The 23,174-nt window shown below is 46.6% G+C and carries 18 protein-coding genes and 2 riboswitches; of the genes, 10 read left to right on the forward strand and 8 right to left on the reverse strand.

Features of this window, described 5'->3' with window-relative positions:
* Positions 1-73: 73 nt before the first annotated feature.
* The 4 genes from gcvP to gcvT all read right to left on the reverse strand — a co-directional run bounded on the left by gcvP (position 74) and on the right by gcvT (position 5,757).
* On the reverse strand, positions 74-2,977 hold the full coding sequence (gene gcvP, locus ACTXGE_RS11010; RefSeq protein ID WP_443543373.1) for an aminomethyl-transferring glycine dehydrogenase: 2,904 nt from the start codon (positions 2,975-2,977) through the stop codon (positions 74-76).
* A gap of 72 nt (positions 2,978-3,049) precedes the next feature.
* Entirely contained in the window at positions 3,050-3,811 is a 762-nt protein-coding gene (locus tag ACTXGE_RS11015) for a nitroreductase family protein (RefSeq protein WP_435949249.1), read from the reverse strand.
* Positions 3,812-4,099: 288 nt separating this feature from the next.
* Positions 4,100-4,480, reverse strand: coding sequence for a glycine cleavage system protein GcvH (gene gcvH, locus ACTXGE_RS11020; protein WP_317198526.1), 381 nt, complete (start codon positions 4,478-4,480; stop codon positions 4,100-4,102).
* A gap of 104 nt (positions 4,481-4,584) precedes the next feature.
* A complete protein-coding gene (gene gcvT / locus ACTXGE_RS11025) occupies positions 4,585-5,757 on the reverse strand; it encodes a glycine cleavage system aminomethyltransferase GcvT (RefSeq protein ID WP_435949248.1) in 1,173 nt (390 codons plus the stop codon).
* Between the two features lie 157 nt (positions 5,758-5,914).
* A riboswitch (glycine riboswitch) is annotated at positions 5,915-6,061 on the reverse strand.
* A gap of 53 nt (positions 6,062-6,114) precedes the next feature.
* Positions 6,115-6,223: riboswitch (glycine riboswitch) on the reverse strand.
* 177 nt (positions 6,224-6,400) lie between these two features.
* Here gcvT and ACTXGE_RS11030 point away from each other — a divergent pair.
* The 4 genes from ACTXGE_RS11030 to ACTXGE_RS11045 all read left to right on the forward strand — a co-directional run bounded on the left by ACTXGE_RS11030 (position 6,401) and on the right by ACTXGE_RS11045 (position 9,966).
* Positions 6,401-6,721, forward strand: a complete 321-nt coding sequence (locus ACTXGE_RS11030; protein WP_317198524.1) for a YcgL domain-containing protein — start codon at positions 6,401-6,403, stop codon at positions 6,719-6,721.
* 147 nt (positions 6,722-6,868) lie between these two features.
* Positions 6,869-7,621 carry a hypothetical protein gene (locus ACTXGE_RS11035; RefSeq protein ID WP_443543370.1) on the forward strand — a complete coding sequence of 251 codons (753 nt, stop codon included), beginning with the start codon at positions 6,869-6,871 and terminating at the stop codon, positions 7,619-7,621.
* A 212-nt stretch (positions 7,622-7,833) separates the two neighbouring features.
* Complete coding sequence (locus ACTXGE_RS11040; protein WP_317198522.1) at positions 7,834-8,709, forward strand: AAA family ATPase; 876 nt, start codon at positions 7,834-7,836, stop codon at positions 8,707-8,709.
* A gap of 21 nt (positions 8,710-8,730) precedes the next feature.
* The gene (locus ACTXGE_RS11045; RefSeq protein ID WP_435949245.1) at positions 8,731-9,966 is read left to right on the forward strand and encodes a vWA domain-containing protein; all 1,236 of its coding nucleotides are present in this window, start codon (positions 8,731-8,733) and stop codon (positions 9,964-9,966) included.
* A gap of 50 nt (positions 9,967-10,016) precedes the next feature.
* Here the strand turns inward: ACTXGE_RS11045 and ACTXGE_RS11050 are convergent, their stop codons facing one another.
* From ACTXGE_RS11050 to ACTXGE_RS11060, 3 genes are all read right to left on the reverse strand, one after another.
* Positions 10,017-10,820, reverse strand: a complete 804-nt coding sequence (locus ACTXGE_RS11050; protein ID WP_443543369.1) for a phosphodiester glycosidase family protein — start codon at positions 10,818-10,820, stop codon at positions 10,017-10,019.
* A 2-nt stretch (positions 10,821-10,822) separates the two neighbouring features.
* Positions 10,823-12,574, reverse strand: coding sequence for an FMN-binding glutamate synthase family protein (locus ACTXGE_RS11055; protein WP_435949243.1), 1,752 nt, complete (start codon positions 12,572-12,574; stop codon positions 10,823-10,825).
* A gap of 136 nt (positions 12,575-12,710) precedes the next feature.
* On the reverse strand, positions 12,711-13,535 hold the full coding sequence (locus ACTXGE_RS11060; protein WP_443543367.1) for an IclR family transcriptional regulator: 825 nt from the start codon (positions 13,533-13,535) through the stop codon (positions 12,711-12,713).
* Positions 13,536-13,704: 169 nt separating this feature from the next.
* Here ACTXGE_RS11060 and ACTXGE_RS11065 point away from each other — a divergent pair, with 169 nt between their 5' ends.
* The 3 genes from ACTXGE_RS11065 to ACTXGE_RS11075 all read left to right on the forward strand — a co-directional run bounded on the left by ACTXGE_RS11065 (position 13,705) and on the right by ACTXGE_RS11075 (position 17,385).
* The gene (locus ACTXGE_RS11065) at positions 13,705-14,907 is read left to right on the forward strand and encodes an acyl-CoA dehydrogenase (RefSeq protein WP_435949241.1); all 1,203 of its coding nucleotides are present in this window, start codon (positions 13,705-13,707) and stop codon (positions 14,905-14,907) included.
* A gap of 140 nt (positions 14,908-15,047) precedes the next feature.
* Complete coding sequence (locus ACTXGE_RS11070) at positions 15,048-16,298, forward strand: CaiB/BaiF CoA transferase family protein (protein ID WP_443543365.1); 1,251 nt, start codon at positions 15,048-15,050, stop codon at positions 16,296-16,298.
* Between the two features lie 31 nt (positions 16,299-16,329).
* Complete coding sequence (locus tag ACTXGE_RS11075; RefSeq protein ID WP_443543363.1) at positions 16,330-17,385, forward strand: histone deacetylase family protein; 1,056 nt, start codon at positions 16,330-16,332, stop codon at positions 17,383-17,385.
* A gap of 44 nt (positions 17,386-17,429) precedes the next feature.
* Here the strand turns inward: ACTXGE_RS11075 and ACTXGE_RS11080 are convergent, their stop codons facing one another.
* The gene (locus tag ACTXGE_RS11080; protein WP_317198514.1) at positions 17,430-18,194 is read right to left on the reverse strand and encodes an IclR family transcriptional regulator; all 765 of its coding nucleotides are present in this window, start codon (positions 18,192-18,194) and stop codon (positions 17,430-17,432) included.
* 313 nt (positions 18,195-18,507) lie between these two features.
* Between ACTXGE_RS11080 and ACTXGE_RS11085 the strand changes: the two genes are divergently transcribed.
* From ACTXGE_RS11085 to ACTXGE_RS11095, 3 genes are all read left to right on the forward strand, one after another.
* A complete protein-coding gene (locus tag ACTXGE_RS11085; protein ID WP_443543361.1) occupies positions 18,508-19,974 on the forward strand; it encodes an NAD-dependent succinate-semialdehyde dehydrogenase in 1,467 nt (488 codons plus the stop codon).
* A gap of 103 nt (positions 19,975-20,077) precedes the next feature.
* Complete coding sequence (gene gabT, locus ACTXGE_RS11090; protein WP_443543437.1) at positions 20,078-21,334, forward strand: 4-aminobutyrate--2-oxoglutarate transaminase; 1,257 nt, start codon at positions 20,078-20,080, stop codon at positions 21,332-21,334.
* A 286-nt stretch (positions 21,335-21,620) separates the two neighbouring features.
* Entirely contained in the window at positions 21,621-23,063 is a 1,443-nt protein-coding gene (locus ACTXGE_RS11095) for an APC family permease (RefSeq protein ID WP_435949237.1), read from the forward strand.
* The last annotated feature ends 111 nt before the right edge of the window (positions 23,064-23,174 follow it).

Here is a 23,174-nt window from a genome sequence, read left to right on the forward strand (position 1 = left end):
TGACGAACTGGCAAAATAAAACCTCCATATCAATGATTAATATGGAGGTTTTTTAATTCAAAAATTTTTAGTGCTACATATAGTTTTCGATACTTGGGCATGAACACATCAAGTTTTTGTCGCCATAGACATCATCCACGCGAGCAACACTAGGCCAGAACTTATGCGCGCGGATATAGGGCAGCGGGAACGCAGCGGTATCACGGCTGTACGGATGCGACCACTCGCTATCGGTAATCATCGATGCCGTATGCGGCGCGTTTACTAGTGGATTGTCCTCTAGTGTCCAACCGTCATCGCCAGCTTTGGCTTTCATCGCCTCATCTTTGATAGATTTGAGCGCGTCGATAAAACGATCTAGCTCCTCTTTAGATTCAGACTCGGTCGGCTCTATCATGAGCGTACCTGCTACTGGGAAACTCATCGTTGGCGAATGGAAACCGTAATCCATCAAGCGCTTGGCGATATCGCTCTCAGTGATGCCCGTCTCTTCTTTTAGCGGACGGATATCGATGATACATTCGTGCGCGACGCGGCCGTTTTTGCCCGTATAGAGTACAGGGTAGTGATCCCGTAAGCTGTCAGCGACGTAGTTGGCATTAAGAAGCGCCAGTTTAGTGGCTTCAAGCAGACCGTCACGGCCCATCATCGCAATATACATCCATGAGATCGGTAAGATACTCGCAGAACCATACGGCGCGGCTGATACCGCTGAGCAGTCATTTGGCGCATTGTGTACAGGGCTTAGGACATGGTTGGCTTTAAACGGTGCTAGATGCGCTTGCATACCGATAGGGCCCATACCTGGACCGCCGCCGCCATGCGGAATACAAAAGGTTTTGTGCAAGTTCATGTGCAAGACGTCTGCGCCAACATCAGCAGGTTGCATGATACCGACCTGAGCGTTCATGTTAGCGCCGTCCATATAGACTTGACCGCCGTGCTTATGAATGAGGCTACAGATATCACGGATACCTTCTTCAAACACGCCATGCGTCGATGGATAAGTGATCATCAACGCGCCTAAATTGGCACTGTGCTCCTCGCATTTTTCTTTTAGATCATCGATATCGATGTTGCCGTTGTCGTCGGTTTTTACCACAACGACTTTCATACCCATCATAATGGCAGTCGCAGGGTTGGTACCGTGTGCTGACATAGGAATCAGGCAGATATCACGATCCGTCTCGCCTAGAGACTCATGATAGCGGCGAATGGCTAAGAGACCTGCGTATTCGCCAGAGGCGCCAGAGTTGGGCTGCATAGAGATATCATCAAACCCTGTGATGGCTTTGAGCTGCTCTTGTAAGCTATCGATCATCTCGATATAACCGCCAACTTGGTCGCGCGGTGCAAACGGATGCACATTGGCAAATTCAGGCCAAGTAATCGGTAGCATCTCACTGGTGGCATTGAGCTTCATGGTACAGCTACCAAGCGAGATCATACTGCGGTTCATCGCCAGATCTTTGTCTTCTAGTGACTTTAAGTACCGCAGCATCTCGTGCTCAGTATGATGCGAGTTAAAGACAGGATGGGTCAAGATATCATCAGTACGCAGATGTGCGCTATCGAGTGATACGCTCGCATTTTGGGGTAAGTCATGAGACTTGCTGACAAACAATTGCGTCAATACTTTAAAATCTTCAACATCACTGGTTTCACTAAAGGCGACCCCAATCTTGGTATCGTCATGACGCCATAAGTTATAACCGACATTATCCGCGTTTTCAAAGATCTGCGTCGCCATTTTCTCAGAGCCGCAATCGACAACGACGGTATCGAAGAACTGGTCATGGACGACGCTTACGTTATTATCGTTGTCGCTATTATTTCTAATCACATCAGCAAAAGCAGTAGCAAAGGCATGGATGCGAGTGGCAATGCGCTTAACGCCCGTTGGACCATGATAGACGGCGTACATACCAGCTAGGTTAGCGAGCAAAACTTGTGAGGTACAAATGTTTGAGTTGGCTTTTTCGCGGCGGATATGCTGCTCACGCGTCTGTAGTGCCATACGCAGAGCGGTATTGCCTTGCGAGTCTTTTGAGACGCCGATGATACGACCAGGGGCTGAGCGCTTAGCTTTGTCCAAAAACGCAAAGTAGGCGGCGTGTGGACCACCAAAACCCATTGGAATACCAAAGCGCTGAGTGCTACCGAGCGCGATATCTGCACCCATATCCGCAGGAGACTTTAGCAACACCAAACTCATGATGTCGCTGATCACAGAGGTATAGGTTTTCTTTTCTTTGACCGCGCTGATGACGTCAGTTAAGTCTTTGACATCGCCTTCAACCCCGACATACTGAAAAATTGCGCCAAAATAATCGCCAGACTTAGCGAGTTCAAAATCACCAACGATGACATCCCAACCAAAATACTTGGCACGCGTATGAATGACATCCAAAGTCTGCGGATAAATACGCTCATCGACGAAGAATTGCGTGGATTTGCTTTTGCTCATGCGCTTAGACATCGCCATCGCTTCAGCTGCCGCAGTCGCTTCATCTAATAGTGAGGCACCAGCAAGCTCAAGACCAGTCAGATCGATACAAACTTGCTGGAAGTTAAGCAAAGCTTCTAAGCGACCCTGAGCGATTTCTGCTTGGTAAGGCGTATAAGCGGTATACCAGCCTGGATTTTCAAGTACGTTACGCTGAATGACTGCTGGCATGCGTACAGGCGAGTAGCCTTGGCCGATATAGCTTTTATTAACAGTAATGTTATCTGCCATCGCGCGCAGTTTGGCAAGGGCGGCGTGCTCACTCATCGCCACAGGCAGATCTAGCGCTTTATTTAAACGTACTGGCGCAGGGACAGTATCATCAACGAAAGTGTCCAAATCGCTATAGCCGATAGCGCTGAGCAAATCTGCTTGCTTGGCATCGTTAGAGCCTAAATGGCGATAGACAAATTCAGCTTCATTAAACAAGCCTTTAAAAGTATCGAACGTCGGTTGTTGAGAGAGAGTCATGACAGTCCTTAAGTAAGCTTTAGATATTGAGTATTGAGAGTTAAAAATGGCAAGCGGCTTATCTTGATCTTGCTACACATAATGCACAAATTGCGCGTCATCGAAACGAAACTGAGCGCTATAAATACCATTGTCCGCACGCTCGCCTGCGCCAATCATCATGACCACATGATGATCATCACCAAGACTAAGCAAACGCTTCATCGCAGGCTCATCGAAGCCGCCCATAGGGCAACTATCAAATCCGTGTGCACGCAGGGCTAGCATTAAGTTTTCAGCCGCTAAGGCTGTATTATTGGTTGCCCAGTTTTTGACATCATCAAAGGTATAGTAAGGGGATTTGATCGGTCCTTTGACTTGGCGAAAGACTTGCGTCGCGCTCCATTTAGCAGCCGATATCACGTTGGCAGGACCACGCAAAAAGTCTAAAGCGACCACTTTGGTATAGTAGTCTTTGACCTTTTTGGGTATCGGGGTTTCTGGATACTCGCGTAGTATCTGCTGCGCGTGATCGTGCCAGATATCAGTGCGAGCGACGACAGCGATTAGGCGCGCTGAAGTTTTTGCCGCGTTTTGACCCATACAGTTTTTGATCGCTTTTTTGCGCTTTTTGTCGCTATCAATGACATAAAACTCCCATGGCTGTAGATTGCTCGAGTTCGGCGCGAGCATAGCTAAGCGCAGGCAGTCGGCCATTACCTCATCTGGAATAGGGGTGTCAGTGAAACGGCGTACCGAGCGGCGCGACTCAACCACTTCGCGAAACGCTTGTAATTGCGGCGTATGCTCAGGCATAGCGAGATCAGGGTTTGGGCTGGCGTTCTCAGTAGTCATATACAAGTCCATACTGGCGGCAAAAGGAGGTGAGTGATAAATAATTATCAACAGTCTAGCTATTTGGTAGAGATAAGCTTAGCCAATAGCAAGTACTGATAATAATGTTGATCTAAAGTAACATTAGCTGGACCAGCCTAGGTTCAGACAAGTTCAGATAAGAGGTATAACGTTTATCGGTACAGATACCAGCGGATGCCAGTATCTGTATTCTTGCCAATATCTGTACTATTCAAGTGCTAGCGTTTGCAAATGATAGCTGTTAGTTTTTGAATACCTAAAAAGCAATTACAGCTCGTTTTCGTACTCGTCAGCCGTCATCAAGGCCTCAAAATCATCCATATTGTCAGGTTTCATTCTAAAGAACCACCCTTCGCCGTATGGGTCTGAGTTGATGATTTCTGGATCGTCTTCTAATGCTTCATTGATAGCGACAATCTCACCTGATATTGGCGCATACACATCAGAGGCGGCTTTGACAGATTCAACCACTGAGATCTCATCATCAACGGCAATCGTATCGCCCACATCTGGCAATTCGACGAATACCACATCACCTAATAGGTCCTGCGCGTGATCAGTGATGCCAACGGTAATGGTGCCGTCGTCTTCTAGACGTAACCATTCGTGACTGGCGATGTACTTAAGTTCTGCTGGGATATTGCTCATGGTCTCTCTCCTAAATGATAGAGGATGGTTTAAAAAGTTAGAGTGTAAAGCGAATACGAACCAAAACCAAGAGGAAGATAAAATCTACCCATCAGCTTTGATAATTAATCAAATTGTTGTTTACCATTACGTACAAATGGTAGCTTGAGTACGCGAACGTCAACGAACTTGCCCTTACCGCGTAGATCCACTTGTACGGTATCTTCATCAGTGATGCTGGCAGGAACGCGGGCGATAGCGATAGAGTGTTTGAGGCTAGGGGAGAAGGTGCCACTGGTGATAACGCCAGTTTGCTCTCCACTTGTCCCCTGATTAATGGTCACGCTCATGCCTTCACGCAATACGCCGCGGGTGGTAAGTAATAGGCCCACTTGCTTCATCGCCGTATTGTCGTCTTTGGACTGTTTACGCTTGCTGACCATAGCGCTGCGACCAACAAAATCACGCTCGTCTTTGAGCGCTAAGGTCCAGCCCATGTTGCTCTCATACGGGCTGATGGTCTCATCCATATCGTGACCGTAAAGGTTCATGCCCGCTTCCATACGCAAAGTATCACGTGCACCAAGCCCTGCTGGTTTTATGCCGTGCTGCTTTAATAACTCAAAAAATGCAGGCGCGTCATCACCGTGCATGATGACTTCGACGCCATCCTCACCCGTATAACCTGTACGGGCCACGAACCAGTCTGTGCCTTCGATATCAGTAAGATCAGCACCAACAAAGGGCTTAAGTCCCGCTAGTGTCTCACCCCAGCTCGGCTTTGCCTCAGCTAATTTGGCGACGGCATTAGGGCCTTGAACCGCGAGCATTGCAAGCTCGGTGCGCTCGGTAATAGTGATATCAAAGTCTGTAGCGACTGTATTAAATTGTGCGATGTCTTTATCACGAGTGGCAGCATTGGAGACAATACGGTATTCGCTCTCATCTTCGGTCATGAGATAAACGATCAAATCATCAATGATACCGCCGTCTTCATTGAGCATAGGCGAGTACAGAGCCTTACCAACCGTTTTTAGTTTGTCGACATCGTTTGCTAGCAGCTTTTGTAGCCAAGCTTTACTATCAACACCCTTAACATCGACGATCACCATATGCGACACATCGAACATACCTGCATCAGTACGCACCGCCTCATGCTCTTCGATTTGTGAGCCGTAATGAATAGGTAGCTCCCAACCCGAAAAATCTACCAGTTTGCCGTCGCTATCAACGTGCGACTGATATAAGGGAGTGCGCTGCGGCGCTTGAGTATTAAGAGCATTGTGAGTGTCGGTCATAACAAATCCTTGTAAACGCTAGTCGCAGTAACGACTAAAGCGTTAAGCAGTAGTGGGAGGCAAGTTCGCTTGGCGTAAACTTGACTTTAAAGGTAGCACAAAAGGGGTGCACAATAAATAAAGCATAGACCAAACAAGCGCGTAAGCTCGTTTAGCAAAAGCCCTATCTGTCCTGTGACCTGAGATTTTCAATACGTTGTTATAATATTAGCTTTTAATTGAAAGTTAATAGCAACGTATTTTCTCCCCTTCGGTGGGTAAGGGTAATAATGCATCACCTTTACCGCTCTCCAGATTTGTTATGCCTAAGGTATGGGTTAATATGCGTTTAAACGTAACAGCATAAACCTAATAGACATGGGTTATTCAGTCCTTTGTACCTGAGCGATTGGCAGGGTAGATGCGCCTTCGGTGGTCTCATAACATAATCATAAACTCGTATGAGACTCTCTCCTGAATAACGCCTTTATTATGAAAGGTTCACTGACCTTTTACAAGTCATGGCCTGATAAATTTTATAAGAATAGTATTTTGATGTTAAAGGCTAGACCATATCGATTTACCATACCCAAACGTAAAGCCGCTAATGATGCAAAGCTGATTTGTGCTAATCTACAATGAATTCAATTTATAGGCCAATTTTATGCATTGTGATATTTATAAATTCCCCAAGCACAGCGATATGTATGTTTACATCGCCCGTCCTGATTTTCCCGATGATACTGATGAGCTCAAGGACTGGCTTGGCGTGTTGCCTAAAGACTTTCGGTCGACGCTTGGTCAAAGCAAGTTTGTGATGCATCTGGATTTGGATAGCACCTCTAAGCTGGCTCGCGTTGATAAAGGTGAGGTACTCGCCAAATTGCAGTCGCAAGGCTATTATGTGCAAATGCCGCCGCAAGACGTGATGCGCCGTCAAGCTGAGATGCGTGCTAAAGAAGCGCAAGACAAAAGGTATGACTAAAACGCTGTCCACGTATGCATTTGGGTATAAAGCCGTGTTAAACTAGCGGTCTATGACACATCTTTTGCACGCTAGCGTTTTAATGACTCATTACGCTTAGCGCTACACGTTCGATAGTGGCTAATAACCTAGGTATATAAAACACGTATGGATTGGTTAAAAAATATTTTACAGTTTCTGCCTTTAGATACGCTGAGTGATATCCTCGGTGAGATCGTTATTTGGTGGAGTCAGATGGTCAAAGGTGTACCGCCTGCGGATCTGCCGATGTACGCTTATATAGGTGGCACGGTCGTCGTCCTACTATTATGGCTTCTCGTCGCTCGTATGCTACCGCGACCACTGGGCGGTATGACTTGGATGGTACTATTTGCAGTACTGCTTGCGCCAGGAACGGCTTTAGGTGATCCAAGCTTGCTTGCTCCTGCGAGTATCGGCGTCGTCTACGCGCTTATGATGAAAGATACGACAGCGGCAATTAATAGTGCCTTACCGATATTAGTTGTACTGGTAGTCGGTTTATTTATTGGCTTTTTATGGCAGCTTATTCGCGGCGCGTTTGAATCTAGCCTTGCCAAAGCACGCGCAAATTCTGCTGAGGATACTCAGGCGACGATGCAATTAACAACAGGTCATCTGGCAATGAATAACTACGCCGCCAAAGACAGCCTAGACCTTAGCAGCGCCGATAGTACTAATGCTAATAGTGTCAGCCTGCATAAGACTCAAGAAAAAGTACCACTTACGCAGGCACCTATCGTTGAGACTGAACCTAAAAAGGTGAGAAAAGGCTTTTATAGTGAAGAGTCTGCCGCGCAAAGAGTGATAGACAAGGCTAAACGAGTCAAACCTTCTGTTGAATTAGATAATCCTGCCAACAAAAAGCACAATGAGGAATAAAAAGCACAATGAAGGATAGTAAGTATCAAAGTAGCTAGACATCATAGCAAGTAGATAAGGCTTTAAAAGACACTTTTGGGTGTCTTTTTTTATGACCACCGAAGAGTAATAGATACCGAAGACGAACGCATGAGTATTTTGGCATTAACAGCGCCTGTGCTACTCTAAACCATCCCTTTTTATACCTTAATAACAATGATAGAGATCCAATTATGAGTATTGATAATTCTGCCACTAGTGACAACCTCAAAACCTTTACGGGGACCAATAATTATATTGCAACTGATGACTTGCAACTGGCGGTCAATGCGGCAATGACCTTGCAAAAGCCACTTTTGATCAAAGGCGAGCCGGGTACGGGCAAAACTTTACTGGCAGAAGAAGTCGCCCAAAGTCTAGGTATGCCGCTTATCACATGGCATATCAAATCAACGACCAAAGCTGAGCAGGGACTATACGAATATGATGCGGTGTCGCGTTTGCGTGACTCGCAACTCGGCGATGACAAGGTCTATGATATTGGCAACTACATCAAGCCGGGTAAATTGTGGGAGGCGTTCACCAGTGAGGAGCGCTGCGTCTTATTGATCGATGAAGTCGATAAAGCAGACATTGAATTTCCCAATGACTTATTGCATGAATTAGACAAAATGTCTTTTTATGTCTATGAGACAGGCGAGACGGTTACTGCTACCCAGCGCCCTGTGATTATCATCACTTCAAACAATGAAAAAGAGCTACCTGATGCGTTTTTGCGTCGTTGTTTCTTTCATTATATTGACTTCCCTGAAGAGCAAACCATGCGTCAAATCATCGACGTGCATTTTCCTAATATTCAAGAAAAGCTGGTCAATGATGCGCTTGATATCTTCTATAAGCTACGTAATATCCAAGGTCTTAAAAAACCGCCTTCAACATCAGAACTGGTTGATTGGCTCACATTGTTGCTCGCCGATGACATGGCACAAGAAGAGTTAGAAGAGAATTTGCGCGGTGAAAAGTCCATTCCGCCATTATATGGCGCTCTGCTCAAAAACGAAGCCGATGTCAATTTATTACAGCGCTTTGCCAATATGATGCGCCGTTAACACCTGCCAGATAGGTATTTTATGTTTGTAAAATTATTCTATACCCTGCGCACTTATGGCGTACCCGTCAGTACGCGTGAGCTACTCGATCTCAACGCAGCGCTGGATAAAGGCCTGATGATGCAGCACGCATTATCATCACAGGAAGCGGACACAAAGCTGCCTGCCTTTGCCAGTCGTGAGGATATGTATCGACTTATCAGACTGTGTATGGTCAAAGACGAGCGTCACTTTGACAAGTTTGATCGGGCGATGAGCGACTATTTTGAAGGCGTCGATAGCTTAGATATCGATGAGTTGATGGGCAAGCTTACGGATGTGCCACAGGAGTGGTTAGATCTAAAACTTGATCCCAAAAACCTCACCGAAGAGCAGCGGCGTCTACTCAAAAAATACGGCTCACTTGAGGAGCTCATGAAGGCGCTTGAGGAGCGTCTCAAAGAGCAAAAAGAGCGTCATCAAGGCGGCAGCAAGTGGGTCGGTACTGGTGGTACATCACCTTTTGGTGCTTATGGCGATCATCCAGAGGGCGTGCGCGTGGGCGGGGAGTCGCGTAAGCGCAGCGCTGCTAAAGTATGGGAGCAGCGTAAATATCGCAATCTTGACGATGACAATCTGCTCGGCACGCGCCAAATTCAGATGGCACTACGTAATCTACGCCAGTTTGCCCGCACCGGTAGTGACGATGAGCTAGATATCCATGAGACTATCAAACGCACTGCCAAAAAAGGCGTACTCGATATCCATATGCAGCCTGAGCGGCGCAACCGCGTCAAAGTGCTCATGCTATTTGATATTGGCGGTAGTATGGACATTCATGTCGATGCTCTAGAGAAGTTATTTTCTGCGGCGAAAAACGAGTTTAAGACGTTAGAGTTTTTTTACTTTCATAACTGCCTATACGATTATGTCTGGCAAGATAACAATCGCCGCCATAGCGCGCGTATGCCGACCTATGAGCTACTCAATAAATATGGGCGCGAGTATCGGGTTATCTTCGTTGGAGATGCGTCAATGTCGCCATACGAGCTGATGACGGTCGGCGGTAGTGTTGAGTATATGAATAACGAAGCAGGGGTAGTGTGGCTCAAGCGGGTGCTCGATCACTTTGATAAAGTCGCTTGGCTTAATCCTGAGAACCCCGCCTACTGGCACTATACACAAACCATCAATGAGATAAAAAAAGTGTTCGATAATAAGATGTATCCCATGACTTTGCACGGCGTTGAGGACATGACGTCTTATTTGGCGCGTTGATTTTTTATCCTTGTGCTATCGTAGCGCTTTAAACCCAAAGGTTTGAGGCGCTATTTGTTTATGACCACTCCAACCATCACGCCCATCTCTTTTTTGTCGTGTTTATCAATACTTGGCGCGTAGAGCGCAGAGGCAATACCGCCATCCAAAAATAGCGCATTTGGGCAGCTTAAATTGTCCTTTAATAAAGAAGCGAAAGCGTAAAAGTTCACCAGCTCATTACTATTAACGAGCTGTACGCTACCATCCTCACAAACACCGACACCGTTACGAAATTTTAGTGAAGTGCTATCGGCATTAAACTCTGGGTGAATGTCGCCGTTTATGACTAGCATCGGTCCTGATTGGGTGGCGTAACTGGGTCTTGCTTCACCATTTTTAATTAACGTATCTAAAACATTACTTTCAGTAATTTGTACTAAGCCTGCTTTATTCCACCACAATACGCCATTAGGCAATAAATGAAAATTGCCACCGCCTTCGTTTAAGTTAAGCGCGCGAATCTCTTGACCCTCTATTACCGTATAACCAATAGGGGCATATGCTTGATTATACATACCTGCGTTCATCGCAAAGGCTAGGGTTTGCTCATCTGGCAGGCGAGCTAAAAGAGTGTCAAAGGTCAAAAGCGTCTGCTCTTTATCATCTTGCCAAAACAGTTTGAGCTGATAGTCATCGCTAGCAAGCGCTTCTTGACTAATCTGACACGCACTATAGCTAAAAGGGCTATCTTGACTTGAGCATGACCAGTCTTTATTCGATATGTCTGTGATATTTGAATCAACAGGCTGGCAAGCGCTCAACGTTAATGCCAAAAAGACAGTAACGCTTGCCATGATAGTAGTAGGGTACATACTTACTTTAGGTTCTCATTGATATCTTCTGTAACGTCTTCAATAGATTCTATACCGTAGCTGCGAGTTTTTTTACCTTTGTCTCGCGAGTCTTTGTTATAAGCAATGAGCGCATCATTATCAGGCAAAAAGGTATGAGCATCCGCCATCACCCACATCTGGTTAAAGACATCTGCGCGCGCACTGTGATCGAGCAAAGCGCCTTCGTCTGTAAAGTAATAAAACTTAGATAGTAGCTTGATCTGACCGTCATCTAAGCGCCGTGCGATATGATAGGGCTTTAATTGACTAGGATGCTCAAGTCCAACTGCACCTACGATACTGGCGAGAGATTTGAGGGTGTTTTTGTGAAAGCTTGCTACGCGCTCAGCTTTGCTCGGTACATCAAGCGCCTTTTGGCGATACGGGTCTTGAGTCGCAACGCCTGTCGGGCAAGTGTTGGTATGGCATGAGCGCGATTGAATACAGCCCACTGCAAACATAAAGCCGCGCGCTGAGTTACACCAATCTGCACCCAGAGCCAAAAAGCGGGCAATATCAAAGCCTGAGACGATCTTGCCACTAACACCAAGCTTAATCTTGTCACGAATACCAGCACCAACTAGAGTGTTATGCACGAGTAAAAACCCATCAATCAGCGGCATACCGACATTATCCATAAACTCGACAGGGGCGGCTCCCGTACCACCCTCAGCGCCATCAATAACGATGAAATCAGGATAGTTGTCAGTCTCCATCATCGCTTTGACAATCGCCATAAACTGCCAAGGTTGCCCGACGCATAGCTTAAAGCCGACAGGCTTACCCCCTGATAATTCGCGTAATTGCTGCCAAAATGCGACAAGTTCGAGTGGCGTGCTAAATGCGCTATGCGAGGAGGGCGATACGCAATCTTGACCCATAGGCACTTGGCGCGTATCTGCAATCTCTTGAGTGATTTTTTCACTAGGAAGAACGCCGCCCTTACCTGGTTTGGCGCCTTGTGAAAGTTTAATCTCAATCATTTTAACTTGCGGCTCGATGGCTTTCTCGGCAAAAGATAAGGGATCAAAGCTACCATCGTCATGACGGCAACCAAAATAACCCGTACCCAGCTCCCAAATCAGATCGCCGCCGAACTTGCGGTGATACGGACTGATCGCACCCTCGCCAGTATCGTGAGTAAAGCCGCCCATCTTGGCGCCTTGATTGAGTGCCATAATAGCATTAGCGGAGAGACTACCAAAGCTCATCGCTGAAATATTAAACACCGACATGTCATGCGGCTGCTGACAATGCTCGTTACCAACCGTAATGCGAAAGTCTTGTTTTTCTAATGGGTGACTAACTGCCGATTGCAAAAACCACTCTTTACCATGATGATATAAATCATCTAGTGTCCCAAAAGCATTGGTATCGCTGACATTTTTGGCACGTTGATACACAAGCGCACGCTGCTGACGTGAAAACGGGACTTGTTCTTTATCATCTTCAAGTAAATACTGGCGAATCTCAGGACGAAAGTCCTCAAGCACGTAGCGGATGTGACCGGCGATAGGGTAGTTGTTTAATATAGAATGCTTGGATTGAATGAGATCATAAACCCCGATGGCGACTAATGCCCCACCGATGAGAATGAGCCACCAGTTGGTCAACAGTAAGCCTGCCAAAAAGAGTAAAGCGGCTGCAGCCAAGGTGCTATAGCGTAGCAAAAGACCAATGAGGTAGGAGTCTGATTTAGGTTCAGCGTTTAGGTTGGTACGAGATTGGGGCATGACAAGCTCAGCTATTAGAAACAAAAAAAGGCGATAAGCGGTTGCATAAACAACACGCCTTATTATAACTCGATAATATAGTGACTAAATGATAGTTGAGTAACGATAAGCTAATGTTTGGTTGTTTATTAAATATTCAAGCGCGCTCAATCCGCTCAGCCAACGCCTGCAACTTCGGCACAATCTGTGCCGCATACTCATCCGCATCCCAATTCGCCCTTGGCACGCTAGCATTGAGAGAATAGCCATAATGACTTGTAGTGGTATCGAATACGCCAACGGCTACCGCCAAGATATCGGGCGAGAACTCGCCGTCTGATAGGGTATAGCCGTTTGCTTCATAGAATTTGGTCGCCTTAATTAGCATACTTTGTGCTTGCTGATAGTGTTCTTTATTTAGCTGATCTTGCAACTTATTATCAATAACACTTTGCCGAGTTGGCGTACTGACTGCATAAAAAGCGCGTCCAATCGCCGTTTTATCAATGGGGACAGCAGAGCCCACTTGTAGATTGACCGACAGGCGCGCAGGGCTACGATGACACGCCAAATAACGCATCTCGCCTTCAACCTCTGTCGCTAGATTGACTGATACTTCATGGTCAATGGCGAACTGGCGCAGTAAGGGCTCAGCGATTGCCACCATATCATGACGACTCCATGCCGATGCGCTCAGACGTACCGCGCTGCTACCAAGCTGATAATGACCATGCGGTGTGGTACGCAAAAACCCAAGCGTGGTTAAGGTATGAATTAGGCGAGTAACCGTGGCCTTAGGCAGTCCGCTCATCTGACACAGTTGCTGGTGGCTCAATGCATCTTCATTTTCGAAAGCTGCTAATAGAGCTAATCCACGACCTAAGGCGGCGACGAATTGTCGGTCTTCATCGACTTTACTTTGCTTGAGTAGATCCGTAGTGCGCGACAACAAGGAGACATTTGCCATTATATTTTTAGTCATAGTGTTCCCAAACTTAAATTAGGTATTTACAAGTCAAATCATTTCTGCTTTAATAGTTTTACATTATGAAACTTAGTTTCGCACAGTGAAACTTTAACGTCAAGTATAGTATTTAATTTGTTTGACAAGATTGAGCGATTCAACCAAACCGCACGTCAAGGAGCACGACATGGCACCTATTACCAACACCCGTACCAATGCTAGCCCAAGCTTTGATTGGGAAGATCCGTTTTTACTTCGCGATCAGTTAACTGACGAAGAGCGCATGGTCACTGACAGCGCGCGTCAGTTTTTTCAAAAAGAGCTGATGCCTGGCATCCTAGAAGCCAATCGCAATGAGAACTTTGATCGCAATATTATGCGTCAAATGGGTGAAATGGGACTGCTTGGCGTAACGATCGAAGGATATGGCTGTGCAGGATTATCCAGCGTCGCTTATGGCTTAATCGCTAAAGAAATCGAAGCGGTAGATTCAGGATATCGCTCAGCGATGAGTGTCCAGTCAAGTCTTGTGATGCATCCGATACATGAGTACGGTACCGAAGAGCAAAGAGAAAAGTACCTGCCAAAGCTGGCCTCAGGTGAGTATGTCGGCTGCTTTGGTCTAACAGAGCCTGATTCAGGCTCAGATCCTGCCTCTATGTCGACGCGTGCACGCGCTGTTGATGGCGGTTATGAGCTCACTGGTAGCAAGATGTGGATCACCAATAGTCCTATCGCTGACGTGTTTGTAGTGTGGGCAAAAGATGACGAAGAAAAGATCCGCGGCTTTATCTTAGATAAGGGTATGAAGGGTCTATCAGCGCCGAAGATTGAAGGCAAATTCTCCCTGCGTGCGTCTATCACCGGTGAGATCGTCATGGACAAAGTATTCGTCCCAGAAGCCAACGCCTTCCCAGATATTCGCGGCTTAAGCGGTCCCTTTGGCTGCTTGAATAAAGCGCGTTACGGTATCGCATGGGGTTCTATGGGCGCAGCTGAGTTTTGCTGGAAAGCGGCGCGTCAATACACCCTTGATCGTAAGCAATTCGGTCGTCCATTAGCGGCGACGCAATTGGTGCAATTGAAGCTTGCTAACATGCAAACAGAGATTGCGCTTGGTTTGCAAGCCGCTCTACGTGTCGGCCGCTTGATGGATGAGCACAACGCCGCGCCTGAGATGATATCACTCATTAAACGTAACAACTGCGGCAAAGCGCTTGATATCGCCCGCGTTGCCCGTGATATGCATGGCGGTAACGGTATCTCTGATGAGTATCATATCATTCGTCACGTGATGAACTTAGAAGCGGTCAATACCTATGAGGGTACGCATGATATTCATGCACTGATCCTAGGCCGTGCACAGACGGGTATTCAAGCTTTTTTTTAATACACTAAAAAGCACGATTTAAAAATAATGACGCACGTTACTGTTTGGCTACTCAAGGCTTAATGGTCGCGTGCGTTTTTTAGTTTTATTTAATTATTCGAAAACAGCACCGCAGAACGTTTCGAGATAAGGAGACTATTATGGATGATATATATATAAAAGATGCCAAGGTTCAAAATAATAACGACACGATTAATAAGGATAATCAAGGCGCCTTACAAGGGATAAAGGTCTTAGATTTATCCAGAGTGCTCGCAGGGCCATCTTGTACGCAGGTTCTCGCAGATCTGGGCTGCGAGGTGATTAAGATTGAGCGTCCGGGTATTGGTGACGAGACTCGGCACTGGGCGCCGCCTGCCTTTAGCGATGGCACTTCTGCGTACTATGCAACTATCAATCGCAATAAAAAATCACTCACTGTCGATATTACAACTAAAGCGGGTCAAGAGATTATCAGACAGCTCATTAGCGATAGCGATATCGTCGTCGAAAACTTTAAAGTCGGCGGGCTCAAAAAGTATGGCTTAGATTATGACAGCCTCAAGGAGCAACACCCGCGTTTGATCTACGCCTCATTGACAGGCTTTGGGCAGACAGGCCCTGATGCTAAGCGCCCAGGTTACGACTATATTATTCAAGGTCAATCAGGACTAATGAGCATCACAGGACCTAGTGATGGTCAGCCGCACAAGGTTGGCGTGGCCGTCGTTGATTTGTTTGCAGGCTTGCAGCTGACTATCGGTATTCAAGCCGCGCTCATAGCACGCCAGCGGACAGGTCGCGGTCAGCACGTTGATGTGGCGCTACTCGACAGCGCCCTTGCTATGCTTGCCAATGTCGGCATGAATCATCTAGCATCAGGCAAAGTGCCGCCAAGACTTGGCAACCAACATCCCAATATTGTCCCTTATCAAGTGTTCGCAGGCGAGAGCGATCAGCACTTTATCTTAGCTTGTGGTAATGACAGTCAATTTGCCAAGCTATGTGAGCTTATGGATATAGACTGGCATACCGATAGCCGTTTTACCACTAATCCCGCTCGCGTCAAAAACCGCAAGGTATTATGTGACGAGCTGGTAGTTAAGTTCGCAGAAAAGCCGCGTGATTATTGGTTAGATGCCTTAAATCAAGCAGGCATACCCTGTGGTCCGATTAACAACGTTAGTGAAGCGCTAGCTACGCCGCAAGCACAGGCGCGCGGTATGATTGTCGATTTTGCAGAGCAGGGCAGTCCCGTACGAGCGCTGGGCAATCCGATTAAATTATCCGAGTCACCTGTCAGTTATCGTACGCCGCCGCCGCGTTTGAGCGAGCATACCGATAGTACGCTTGCTGATTTGGGTTATGACACCGACACTATCGCTAAGCTGCGCGCCGATGGGATTGTATAAACAATGAATTTTAGACAAAGGAATGCTTAGTATGAAAAATAAAATGAAAATATATAGTCACGATAATCTCAGTCTGCACCGGCCACTGCCGTATTATTCTTATGGCAAAATGCATGAGCCTTTAGAGATACCAGAGCGTATGACCGAGCTGCTCAAAGCGCCAAAAGCGCTAGGACTTAGCGTAACCACTGCTAGAGATTTAGGCATGACGCCGATACTCGCGGTACATGATTTTGGTTATGTTGAGTTCCTCAAAAACGGCTATAGCGAGTGGATGGCAGTAGAGGAGGATTTAGGGCCGCAAGTACAAACAGGGATATTTGTGCCTTATGACAATCCTGGTTTGGGTATCATGGCTAAGGCTGCTAAGTACCAAGCTGATGATAGTGCGCCTATTAGCGAGCATTCGTGGACGTCTATCTACTGGTCGGCGCAAACCGCGTTGACAGCAGCTGATGCGCTACTAAGCGATGATAGCGGTGACAGGGACGTGCAGTTGTGCTTCTCACGTCCGCCCGGTCATCACGCGCGTAAAAGCGCTGCTGGTGGATTTTGTTATCTAAATAACGCTGCCATCATCGCCGAATATCTGCGCCAAAAGTACTCAAAGATAGCCATTATCGACACCGACATGCATCATGGTCAGGGTATCCAAGAGATATTTTATGATCGCAGCGATGTGCTTTATACCTCAGTACATGGCAGTCCGATCAACTTTTATCCTGCGATTACTGGGCACGAGTTTGAAAGAGGTAGAGGCGCGGGCACAGGCTACAACATCAACTTTCCGATGCCGCACGGTACTGATGAGGCAGGCTTTTTTGACTACGTTGATCAGTCTATTGCAGCGGTAGAACTATTCGATCCTGACGTTATCGTACACGTGTTAGGGTTTGATGTTTACAAAGACGATCCAGAAGCCAGGTGTTCAGTCAGCACTGAGGGTTTCAAAATCTTGGCACAAAAAATGATGGCGCTAAATAAGCCTATCATCGTCTTGGTCGAGGGCGGTTATTATATTCAAAAGCTGGATGATAATCTAAATGCGTTCTTATCAGGGTTAATAGAAAGCCGCGCGAGTGATTAAAAAAGGTTGTTAACCATTTGCTAATACCTGTTCACCATTGATTATTAGCGATTAGGCAAAAAGCCCAAGCGCTGCTCGATCTGCTCGGCTAGTTCAATTAATACGGCGCTGACCTCTTCGCGTTTGGCGTCGTACTCCACTTGTAAAAAGCTCACTGCCATGCCTGCGACCGCGTTGCCTGCCGCGTTACGTATGTACGTCCCTAAGCAGTACATGCCATCACGCAGCTGACCGTCATCCAAAGAGATCCGGCTACTATGAATGGCGGTGAACTCATCGGACAACCGAGCAAAGTTATCGACGCTATTAGGAGTAATGGCCTTTGGTAAACCGTCTTCATAGAGCGACTTGACTTGATGCATAGGCAAGGTTGAGAGCATGGCTTTGCCTGTTGCCGAGAATACCGCTGGCACTCGTACGCCTGCGCGAAAGGTAAAGCCCAGCGGCGCTGGCGCTTCATGACAGGCCAAAAACACCACCTCACTCATATCAAGTTTCGATAAAGTCACCGTATGCTGAAGCAGTATTGGATAGTGCATGATCAAGTCTTTAAAAAGCTGGATGATACCTTGCTGCTGCTCGTATTTACCAGCCCAATACAAAAGGTATGACCCCAGATGAAAGCGATTGTCTGCGTCTTTATAGATGACGTGCTTGGCTAGCAAGCTTTGCAAAATATTATGAGTTGAGCTGCGCGGCAGGCTTAATTCTTTGGCAATATGAGCGGCGCTCAAGGGCTGGGTGCTTGCGGTAATCAAATCTAGTATCTGAAAGGTTTTATCTAATGCAGGGACGGCAATCGTGCTCATAAGTGACCTATAAATAAAGGTAAATAATAACAAGTAGAATTAAATGATAATAAAGGGTTATCAATAAAGCTTTTCGAGCAAACATTTATGTGGCAACGAAAGTGGTAATAGGGGTTGCAAAAGTTATCCTATCGTTCCTATAATGATGTCTCATATATAGAATAGTTGTTCAGTATATTGAACAATAAAAGTCTTAGCAATCACTAATTATGACTATAAGTACTCTATAACATTCAATACAAGTTTTAAAAAAAATAAGTTTTTGAATATAGTTTGCTAGTCATCACATTTATCATTAACAGGGAGCGTTACTATGTCAGATACTTCATTTTCGTTATCGAATCCAGAGCTACTCAAACAACAGTGCTTAATCAAAGACGGCTGGCATGCGGCAAGTGATGCTGAGACGATCGACGTTACGAACCCTTTTAATGGTAATGTCATCGGTCATGTGCCAAGTCTGACGAGCGAGGACGTCAATGCAGCGGTTGAATATGCTCATAAGGCACAAGTAGAGTGGGCAGCCAAAACCCCGCAAGAGCGTTGTGATCTATTGCAAAAATGGGCAGACCTCATCGATGATAACAAAGAAGATCTTGCGATCTTGATGACCGCTGAACAAGGCAAGCCGCTCACTGAGTCGCGCGGCGAGATCGGCTATGCTAATAGCTTTATCCGCTGGTTCGCTGAGGAAGGCAAGCGCGTCTATGGCGATGTCATTCCAGCCACCAAAACATCACTGCGTTACGTTGTTCTCAAGCAGCCCGTTGGTGTGTGCGCAGCGATCACCCCTTGGAACTTTCCAGCGGCGATGATCACTCGTAAAGCTGCGCCTGCTTTAGCTGCGGGCTGCACTATGATTATCAAACCTGCAACCGAAACCCCATTTTCAGCATTAGCGCTAGGCGTCTTGGCAGAGCAAGCTGGTATTCCTGCAGGCGTCATTCAAGTGGTCACGGGCAAATCATCGGTCATTGGTGACATTCTAACAGGGGACGCCCGTATTCATAAGCTCTCATTTACAGGCTCAACCGAGGTCGGTCGTACTTTGATGGCTCAGTGTGCGCCTACTATCAAAAAGCTCTCACTAGAGCTGGGCGGTAATGCGCCATTTATCGTCTTTGATGATGCCGATTTAGAAAAGGCGGCTGATGGTCTTATCGCCTCCAAATTCCGTAACGCTGGTCAAACCTGTGTCTGCGCCAATCGCGTTTATGTACAAGATAGCATTAAAGACAAATTCTTAGAGGTCTTTGTCAAAAAGGTCGCTGAGCTTAACGTCGGGGATGGCATGAGCGAAGGCGTTGATATTGGGCCACTAATCAACAAAAAAGCACTAGAGAAAGTCCAAGCGCTACTCAAGGACGCTTTGGACAAAGGCGCGACGCTTATCACAGGCGGTAGCACCAATGAGGCATCAAGGCTAAGCTATAACCCAACTGTGGTCACCGATCTAAACACGGACATGGATATCGCTACCGAGGAGATCTTCGGCCCCATCGCTACTATTTTTACCTTTAGTGATGAGAGCGAAGCTATACGCTTGGCCAATGACACTATCTACGGCTTAGCTGCTTATTTTTATAGCTCAGATTTTGCCCGTGCATGGCGCGTCACCGAAGGTCTAGAGTACGGCATCGTCGGTCACAATACGGGTCTAATCTCCACAGAAGTCGCGCCCTTTGGCGGCGTCAAACAGTCAGGCTTTGGCCGTGAAGGCTCAAAATACGGTATCGATGAGTACGTCGTTACCAAATACTGGTGCTCTGATGTTAGATAGTACCAGCTTGACAGCATATAAAAACGCTAAGAGCGAAAAGTTAAAACCATAAAATCTAATGAGTGCTAATAAAAGGACAAGTCTCATGACCACGACTACTAATATGACTAATAAAGATATACTTGCACGCCGCAAAGCGGTTTTGCCAACTGGACTTGGCGTCGCCTTTCCTGTGTTTGCCGCGCGTGCCAAAAACGCTGAAGTTTGGGATGTAGAAGACAATCGCTATATCGATTTTGTCGGCGGTATCTCAGTACTAAACACAGGTCACAGCCATCCAAAGATTACCCAGCGCGTCCATGAGCAGGTCGATAAATTCACCCATACTGCCGCGCAAATGATCAACTACGAGATCTATGTCGATCTCGCCGAAAAGTTATGCGAAAAAGCACCGATTAGCGGTGAAAAGCGCGCGTTCTTTTTGACGACTGGTGCAGAAGCGGTTGAGAACTGTATCAAGGTTGCTCGCGCTAAAACAGGTCGTCCAGGGGTTATCTCATTCGTCGGCGGCTGGCATGGTCGTACGCTAATGTGCATGAGCCTGACGGGTAAAGTCATCCCTTACAAAAAGAATTTTGGTCCAATGCCAGGTCCTGTGTTTCATGCACTGTTTCCAGCAGAAGAGCTTAACGTCACAGAAGAGCAAGCACTGCATAGCTTAGATATGATCTTTCAAGCTGATATCGATCCTACTGAAGTGGCGGCAATGATCATTGAGCCCGTACAGGGCGAGGGCGGTTTTCACCAAGTGACGCCATCCTTTGCCAAAGCATTGCGAGCTATCTGTGATGAGTACGGCATCGTGTTGATTTTTGATGAGGTACAGTGCGGCTTTGCCAGAACCGGTACTTTATTTGCCACTGAGCAGCTAGGTGTTGAGCCTGATCTGATGACTAGCGCCAAGAGTTTGGCAGGCGGTTACCCCATATCAGCCGTCATAGGACGCGCGGACATCATGAATGCCCCGCAAATTGGCGGTCTTGGTGGTACTTATGCCGGTAACCCTATTGCTGTCGCGGCGGCGTTAGCGGTACTTGAGGTCATCGAAGAGGAAAACCTACTTGAGCGTAGTATCCAAATCGGTGACAAGATAGCCGCCTATGTCAAGGGTTTGAACCTAAGTAGTATTGGTCATATTCGCCACAAAGGCGCGATGCTTGCCTTTGAGCTGATCGATAGTGACGGCAAACCTGATGCTGAAGCGACTGCCACTCTAAAAGCCAAAGCGTTTGAACATGGCTTATTACTCGCCTCTTGTGGTATGCATGGCAATGCGATTCGCGTGATGGTGCCGCTCACCGTTGAAGATGAGGTCTTGCAAGAAGGACTCGACATTATTGGTAATATTTTAAAATCTTAATATATAAATATAACAAATTACGTTATATTAGTTAATATATGTTGACCAATAATTAAGATAACCGCTTGCAGTATCTGATTTCAGAGTAGCAAGGTTGCTTTTAGGATTGATGTCCTAGTACTAAACTTAGCAAAAGCGCCTTGCACGATAAGGCGCTTTTATTTTTGTGAAAAGCAAGATTCATAAGCAGTAATGAAAAACAGTTAACACAAAAGACATATCGAGAGTACGCCAGCACACGCTGTCGTTTTATTATCAAGGATGACATACGGACAAGGAGCACAATATGTCTGCAATGAAAAAATCGCTAGGGGTGGTCGATATTATCGCCCTAGCATTCGGGGCCATGGTCGGTTGGGGCTGGGTTGTTTTAGCCAGCGGCTGGGTGGTTTCAGCAGGGACTTGGGGCGCGATTACTGCGTTTTTGATCGGTGGTATTGCGGTCGTCATGATCGGAGTCACTTATGCCGAGCTATGCTCCTCCATGCCGATTACAGGCGGGGAGCATACGTATACGCATAGGGCACTTGGGGTCAACGTCTCCTTTATTTGCTCATGGAGTATGCTCTTTGGCTATTTATCGGTCGTCGCCTTTGAAGCGGTGGCGCTACCGACGGTCGTAGAATACCTCATACCCAATTATAATCAGGGTTATCTGTGGAATGTGGCAGGCTGGGATGTTTATGCGACTTGGGCGGGCGTCGGTATGGCAGGCTCTATTTTAGTCACATGGCTCAATACGCGTGGTCTAGAGGTGAGTGCTTGGTTCCAAAAGACCGCCGTAGCAGGTATTTTGATCGTTGGTGTGTTATTGTTCATCGGCGCGGTGTTGTTTACGCCTGAGAATAGTACTGCTCAATTGTCACCTGCGTTTGTTGGTGGTATTGGCGGTATTATGGCAGTTATTGTCATGGTGCCCTTTATGTTTGTAGGTTTTGACGTCATCCCGCAGGCTGCAGAAGAGATGGACTTAACTCGTCCTAACATTGGTAAATTCTTGATTGTCTCCTTGATCGTTGCGGTCATTTGGTATATCGCTGTTATTTGGAGCGTGGGCGTCACCTTGCCATTAGCGCTAGCTGAAACCTCTACGTTAGGTACCGCTGATGCGATGGAAACGGCATGGAGTGGTAAATGGGCTGGAGTGTTATTGGTCATCGGCGGCGTACTGGGTATCATGTCAAGCTGGAACGCCTTCTTGATTGGGGGTAGTCGCCTGCTTTATGCGATGTCAAAAACACACATGCTCCCTGCGTTTTTGGGTAAACTGCACCCTAAGCATAACACTCCTATCAACGCGATCTTGTTGATTGGTGGACTTGCAACACTTGCGCCGCTATTTGGTCGCAAAATGCTGGTTTGGATTGTGACCGCAGGTGGTTTTGGCGTTGTCATTGCCTACACCTTAGTCGCCTTATCATTTTTAGTATTGCGTTATCGTGAACCTAATATGGTACGTCCATTCAAAATCCCTGCGGGTAAAGCGGTCGGCGTCGTGACTATTATTCTAAGCTTGGGTTTATTCGTGCTATACCTACCTGGTATGCCATCCGCGCTTAGTGGTATTGAATGGTCAATATTTATTGGCTGGACTATCTTAGGTATCATTTTCTTTGCCTATGAGTCGATCAAAAACCCAGGTAAGAGCAAAGTGGTTATGGATAAAGAGCTTGAGGAGCTAAAAGTAGTCAATCAACACTGGCTCACACAAAACCCACCTAGAAGGTAAGTCTTGAATCTTAAACACAAAAAAGCCAGCTCAATGAACTGACCCCCATAAGTTGGACACCACTTATGGGGGTTATTTTATGCGTTACGATCTAGACTTTAAGATCAAAGT

Origin of the sequence: Psychrobacter sp. T6-4, from assembly GCF_052258425.1 — a bacterium.
Classification (GTDB): domain Bacteria; phylum Pseudomonadota; class Gammaproteobacteria; order Pseudomonadales; family Moraxellaceae; genus Psychrobacter.

Excerpts from the sequence above, each read along its gene's own strand:
- ACTXGE_RS11080 (WP_317198514.1), bottom strand. The coding sequence starts at position 18,194 with ATGAGCACGATTGCCGTCCCTGCATTAGATAAAACCTTTCAGATACTA.
- ACTXGE_RS11045 (WP_435949245.1), top strand. The coding sequence starts at position 8,731 with ATGTTTGTAAAATTATTCTATACCCTGCGCACTTATGGCGTACCCGTC.
- ACTXGE_RS11060 (WP_443543367.1), bottom strand. The coding sequence starts at position 13,535 with ATGACTAAAAATATAATGGCAAATGTCTCCTTGTTGTCGCGCACTACG.
- ACTXGE_RS11075 (WP_443543363.1), top strand. The coding sequence starts at position 16,330 with ATGAAAAATAAAATGAAAATATATAGTCACGATAATCTCAGTCTGCAC.
- ACTXGE_RS11040 (WP_317198522.1), top strand. The coding sequence starts at position 7,834 with ATGAGTATTGATAATTCTGCCACTAGTGACAACCTCAAAACCTTTACG.
- ACTXGE_RS11085 (WP_443543361.1), top strand. The coding sequence starts at position 18,508 with ATGTCAGATACTTCATTTTCGTTATCGAATCCAGAGCTACTCAAACAA.
- ACTXGE_RS11030 (WP_317198524.1), top strand. The coding sequence starts at position 6,401 with ATGCATTGTGATATTTATAAATTCCCCAAGCACAGCGATATGTATGTT.
- ACTXGE_RS11095 (WP_435949237.1), top strand. The coding sequence starts at position 21,621 with ATGTCTGCAATGAAAAAATCGCTAGGGGTGGTCGATATTATCGCCCTA.
- gabT (WP_443543437.1), top strand. The coding sequence starts at position 20,078 with ATGACTAATAAAGATATACTTGCACGCCGCAAAGCGGTTTTGCCAACT.
- ACTXGE_RS11055 (WP_435949243.1), bottom strand. The coding sequence starts at position 12,574 with ATGCCCCAATCTCGTACCAACCTAAACGCTGAACCTAAATCAGACTCC.
- gcvP (WP_443543373.1), bottom strand. The coding sequence starts at position 2,977 with ATGACTCTCTCTCAACAACCGACGTTCGATACTTTTAAAGGCTTGTTT.
- ACTXGE_RS11035 (WP_443543370.1), top strand. The coding sequence starts at position 6,869 with ATGGATTGGTTAAAAAATATTTTACAGTTTCTGCCTTTAGATACGCTG.
- ACTXGE_RS11070 (WP_443543365.1), top strand. The coding sequence starts at position 15,048 with ATGGATGATATATATATAAAAGATGCCAAGGTTCAAAATAATAACGAC.
- gcvH (WP_317198526.1), bottom strand. The coding sequence starts at position 4,480 with ATGAGCAATATCCCAGCAGAACTTAAGTACATCGCCAGTCACGAATGG.
- ACTXGE_RS11065 (WP_435949241.1), top strand. The coding sequence starts at position 13,705 with ATGGCACCTATTACCAACACCCGTACCAATGCTAGCCCAAGCTTTGAT.
- ACTXGE_RS11015 (WP_435949249.1), bottom strand. The coding sequence starts at position 3,811 with ATGACTACTGAGAACGCCAGCCCAAACCCTGATCTCGCTATGCCTGAG.
- ACTXGE_RS11050 (WP_443543369.1), bottom strand. The coding sequence starts at position 10,820 with ATGTACCCTACTACTATCATGGCAAGCGTTACTGTCTTTTTGGCATTA.
- gcvT (WP_435949248.1), bottom strand. The coding sequence starts at position 5,757 with ATGACCGACACTCACAATGCTCTTAATACTCAAGCGCCGCAGCGCACT.